The sequence below is a fragment of the Pseudarthrobacter sp. CC12 genome (assembly GCF_039907755.1).
GTDB lineage: Bacteria > Actinomycetota > Actinomycetes > Actinomycetales > Micrococcaceae > Arthrobacter > Arthrobacter niigatensis.
Genome location: NZ_JARDJH010000069.1, coordinates 1 through 4,360, shown reverse-complemented (window position 1 = coordinate 4,360; position 4,360 = coordinate 1). Strand labels below are relative to the sequence as shown.

5 protein-coding genes are annotated in these 4,360 nt (G+C 60.6%); 4 read left to right on the top strand and 1 reads right to left on the bottom strand.

The window, feature by feature from the left end; translation table 11 throughout:
• The first annotated feature begins 413 nt into the window (after nucleotides 1–413).
• On the top strand, nucleotides 414–911 hold the full coding sequence (locus tag PV772_RS22770; protein WP_109864168.1) for a hypothetical protein: 498 nt from the start codon (nucleotides 414–416) through the stop codon (nucleotides 909–911).
• 36 nt (nucleotides 912–947) lie between these two features.
• On the opposite strand, the gene PV772_RS22765 is transcribed toward PV772_RS22770, so the two are convergent.
• Entirely contained in the window at nucleotides 948–1,271 is a 324-nt protein-coding gene (locus PV772_RS22765) for a helix-turn-helix transcriptional regulator (RefSeq protein ID WP_109864167.1), read from the bottom strand.
• 111 nt (nucleotides 1,272–1,382) lie between these two features.
• Here PV772_RS22765 and PV772_RS22760 point away from each other — a divergent pair, with 111 nt between their 5' ends.
• From PV772_RS22760 to PV772_RS22750, 3 genes are all read left to right on the top strand, one after another.
• Nucleotides 1,383–2,363, top strand: a complete 981-nt coding sequence (locus PV772_RS22760; RefSeq protein WP_134164336.1) for a hypothetical protein — start codon at nucleotides 1,383–1,385, stop codon at nucleotides 2,361–2,363.
• A gap of 234 nt (nucleotides 2,364–2,597) precedes the next feature.
• The gene (locus tag PV772_RS22755) at nucleotides 2,598–3,098 is read left to right on the top strand and encodes a hypothetical protein (RefSeq protein WP_133247113.1); all 501 of its coding nucleotides are present in this window, start codon (nucleotides 2,598–2,600) and stop codon (nucleotides 3,096–3,098) included.
• A gap of 80 nt (nucleotides 3,099–3,178) precedes the next feature.
• Nucleotides 3,179–4,219, top strand: a complete 1,041-nt coding sequence (locus tag PV772_RS22750) for a C40 family peptidase (RefSeq protein ID WP_347887670.1) — start codon at nucleotides 3,179–3,181, stop codon at nucleotides 4,217–4,219.
• Nucleotides 4,220–4,360 lie beyond the last annotated feature (141 nt).

Below are 4,360 nucleotides of genomic sequence, written 5' to 3'. Positions count from 1 at the left end.
CGAGCCCACACTGCACTCAAAGGTAAGACACCGGCCAGCCGCGTCATCAACCTCTCAGGTCAATACAGCTAGCGGGGTGATTAGACCGGCGTCGCTCAGCAGCGTGATCTGTCGACGGACGGTCGACTGCGAAAGTCCCAGGGCACGAGAGGCATGCCCGCAAGACGCTGGACCATGCACGATTAGGAACCGAAGGAGTCGGCTTCGCGTCCGGTTCATCAAGATGTCCTCTGCCACGGAGACCCCCGCCGAATGACTGAGCTGAACGACCTGTAGACGGGTCTACAGGAGAACGATACGCTCATCCGTAAGGGGATGGAAGCAACCCGCAAGCCTTATTGCAGGCGGCGTTCCGCAGAGGAATACTGGCACCAGGGTCGGCGTGAACCATCGCACCAGAAGGGAGGCGGGTCTTGTCTTCTGACCAAGAGGCATTCAGTGCTGGCTCGTCTCCACAGGCAGAGTTGGCGCGACGCCTGAACCTTCTGCTTGATGTTGTGGTTGCCGAGCGAGGTCAGCCGGTCACGTTCCGTGAGGTTCAGCAGAAGCTGCAGAGCAGGGGAATCAAGCTTTCCAGAGCCCGCTGGTTCTACATGAAGGACGGCACGGGGAGACTCGTCAGTGACCCGGCGTTGCTGGGAGCTCTGTGTGAAATCTTCAATGTCGACCCTGGGTATCTGCAGGGAGGCGAGGCCGCTGACCTGCCCGAGCGCATTGATTCACAGCTTGAGTTTGTGAAGTCCCTGCGCGCAGCTCGTGTGAAGACGTTTGCGGCCAGGACTCTTGGTGATGTGTCCCCGGAAACGCTTCGTGTCATCACAGAGTATTTGAACAGGGACATCAGCCGGCGGCCGGAAGGTGAGCAAGCAGCGGCGGGTTCATCGTCAGACGCGGGTGAAGCAGCGGAATAGATCGAACAGGCGCTACCGTCGTCGCAAACGTTGCCACTACTTCTCGAGCAGGTAGCCTAGGTGCGCGTCGAGCAGTTCCTTTATTCGGGCTGCGTTGGCAGAGTACCGGGGCGAGCGCCCGTGCCGGCGCCCAGGTTCGACGTCGACTATCACCACGCCTGCGTCCTCCAGGGCGGTGAGGTGCTTAGCTACGCTCGGTTCGCCGGCGCTGACGGCTGCGACAATGTCGCCTCGCGTCGCCGGTCCATTCGCCGTGAGGAATCGGAGAATCTCGTTCCGCGACCGGTTGCCAAAAGTGGCGACGGCAGCCTCAACGTCAGCCGACCAGGCGGCGTCGTGTGGCTGGGTAATCCGCGGCATAGCCACATTCTTCCCGAAGGTTGACCAAAAAGTAAGAACGGCACCCTTGACGATACTTTAAGTATCTTCGACAATAACTTCTATAACTTCTATAGCTTCTACTGGTCGTTGGTGGATCTGCGCATCCACATCCGCGAGTTGCTCTACCCGCGACTCTGCTTACTACTCGATCTGAACAAAAGCGGTGAAGTCGTGGAACTCGACGCCAAAGCAAATAAACCCATCCGGGAACCAGTTAAGACCATCACTGTCGACGTCTCATTGCTAAACCCTCCTGCGGCAGGGGAGTGCAATATCCCGATCGACCGCATCATGAGCGCGGTCAACAGTGTTCAGGGTTACGTGGTTTCCCGTCTTACGCGGATTGGGCGCATGTGCGATGTGGACGACCTCATGCAGGATATCCGGGTCGCCGTATGGGACGGCGTGACGAAGGGGCGCTACCGGGAGTTGCCCGGCATTCCGTTCGAAGCCTGGGTCCAAGGTGTCTGCAACAAGATCTGCGCGGCACACGTCCGGCGCGAACTTAGTCATCAGACTTTGCCGCTGCTCATGGATTTCACGACGGCGGAACCCTCACCTGAAGTGCTTGCTGTCGTCAGCGCCGGGTTGGGTTGGGACAGCACGGAGAAGTATGTCGATCACGCCTGGGCTCAGGCCATGCTTGGCCTGGTGCAAAAAAACGTGAGGGAGGATACCTGGCAATTGGCTGTCTCAAGCTTAGTCGGGCCAAGGCATTACGGGCCGCCCTCGCCAAGGGACAGGAGGCGCTGGCATGCCGTTACCGTCGTGCGGCAGACCGCCATGACTATCAATGCTGCTTTGAACTGCCACCCCGAGCCGGGGGTCAGCATGGAAGGTCTTTGCCGGTGCGCTGCGGATTGCCTTCCCACGGCTGTTCTGAGAAGAGTCGCGGAGACCATAGTCCGTCCAGGGTTGCGCGGCCTGCCTAGGTCTGTGCAGATGGCGGCGCTGGCGACGGAGCTTGGTGTCACTGAGCGGTATGTCGCCGTGAATATCGGTTTCGCGCGGCAGTTGTACCGGACAGCTTGGCGCGTGCTCCAGCACGAGGCCAACAGGCAGACTGCATAAGTCATGGTTGGCCGGGGACTGCGTGCACTCCTTCCGGTGGGCCGTCAGCGCTCGTTCGTTGCCGGACTCTTCGTTGTGTTGCTGATAGGCGGCCTTGTCATCCTGTTCCGGCCGGTCGGTAGGTCCGCTGCGGCGCCGGTCCCAAGCCCGACACCAAGCATGCCTCCAGCGTCAGTACCTTCCGGGACGCCCGCAGCAACGGGCGCGCCCTCTGCTCTCCCTGGCGAAACCAATGTGGCCGCACTGGCCTCGCCTGTTGATCTTTCGCCAACGCGCGACTTCCGTGCGCTCGCTTTAGAGGCAGCAAGGGGAATCTACACCTGGGACAGCCGCTCGTCGTCGTATTCGGATGTGTATGCACGGGTGCGCTCGTGGTGGGAGTTGCTTCCCGATGGATCCAACCCCTTATCGGTGTTAGTCAAAGAGTTCGAGGCCACTGGTGTGACTGCCACTTCCTTCGCGAGCCTTGGACGGGAGTCGGCGCGCCGGACCGGCACAGCGCAATCTGTTCGCTGCGATCTTGAGTTGGCCAAAGTTCAGGAATTCCCACCTCCCTGGGTAGGCCTTCATGTGTGCACTGTGATCGTGCAAGTGGTCGATGAGACGAGCAGGGACCAAAACGCTTATTCCGCACCTATAACGGTGATGCTGAACTGCCCGCCTGCGATTACAGCTCCGGCTGACCGCTGCGTCATGGTGGCCTTCTATGCGACCGCAGACCGGATCGTCTACTGATGCTCGGTCCTATGGCCGTGGCCGGTCTGGTTAAAAGGCGGGCACTCCTCAAGGGTGTCGCTGCCGCTTCGACTGTCCTTGTGCTTCTCGGCCTGATGGCGTTCGTCGCGGGTGTGGCTCTACTTGCTGGTCTGAGAAGGGAGCCAACTGTCGCTTGTGTTCCGGCTGATGCCGCATCTATCAGCACGGGTACGGGGACTGGCGGTGGCCTGGAGGTCCGCGATGGCAGCCAGGTCCTATACGAGCTGAACTCGCGACAGGAAAGCGTGGCGCGCGCGTACGTCGGGGTCGGCAAACAGCTCGGCGTACCCCGGTCGGGACAGATCATTGCCATCATGATGGCAATGCAGGAGTCGGGATTGCGCGTACTCGCAAACCCCAGCGTGCCGGCTTCCCTGGGCTTTCCGAATGACGGCGTCGGCAGTGACCATGACTCGATAGGATCGGCCCAACAGCGTCCCGGGGCGGGCTGGGGGAGTGTCGAGCAGCTAATGAACGCTTTCTACAACGCCCGCGCCTTCTATGGCGGCCCACTGGGACCAAACCGAGGAAGTCCTCGAGGGCTGCTCGACATACCGGGGTGGCAGGCAATGGACAAAGGCCTGGCTGCCCAGGCGGTCCAGGTATCTGCTTTCCCCGAGCTCTATGCGCGTTGGGAACGGGCAGCGACAGCCGTCGTTGCGGCCTTGGAAACAGACACATCGCCGGCTCTTTGCTCATCGTCACCGCCCGTAGAGCGGTCTGGGGCCCCTTGGCAAAATCTAAGTCAGCTCCGCCAGGACATCCTACGGTTCACGCAGGAAGGTCTAGGCGGACGGTATGTGTGGGGCGGTACTGCATTTAAGGCATGGGACTGTTCAGGTTACGTGCAATGGATCTACCGTCAGGCCGGTATCGAACTGCCCCGGGTAGAGCAGTGGCGTGTTGGGGTACAAACGGACACCCCGAAGCCGGGGGATTTGGTGGTTCAGAATCCGCAGGGACCGAACAACTGGGGGCACGTTGGCATCTACGCCGGCAACGGCATGATGTGGAGTGCCTTGAACCCTGCCGTGGGTACATTACTGCACCCAATCATCTGGAATTCTGGCACCGCCTATTTTGATCTGCTTCCGCGCTGACTGCTCCTGTCGCGATTGGTGGGGCATCTGGCGTCAGACCCACCTCCCCTCACTGAGCGGTGTGTGGGGTTGCCCGCAAATCGTGGACAGTTGATCAGGCGGCTTGTGCCGGCTGAGGTTGTGCTGTGGAGAGCAGTAGCT

Coding starts and splice junctions, on each gene's coding strand:
- PV772_RS22765 (WP_109864167.1), bottom strand. CDS start 1,271: ATGCCGCGGATTACCCAGCCACACGACGCCGCCTGGTCGGCTGACGTT.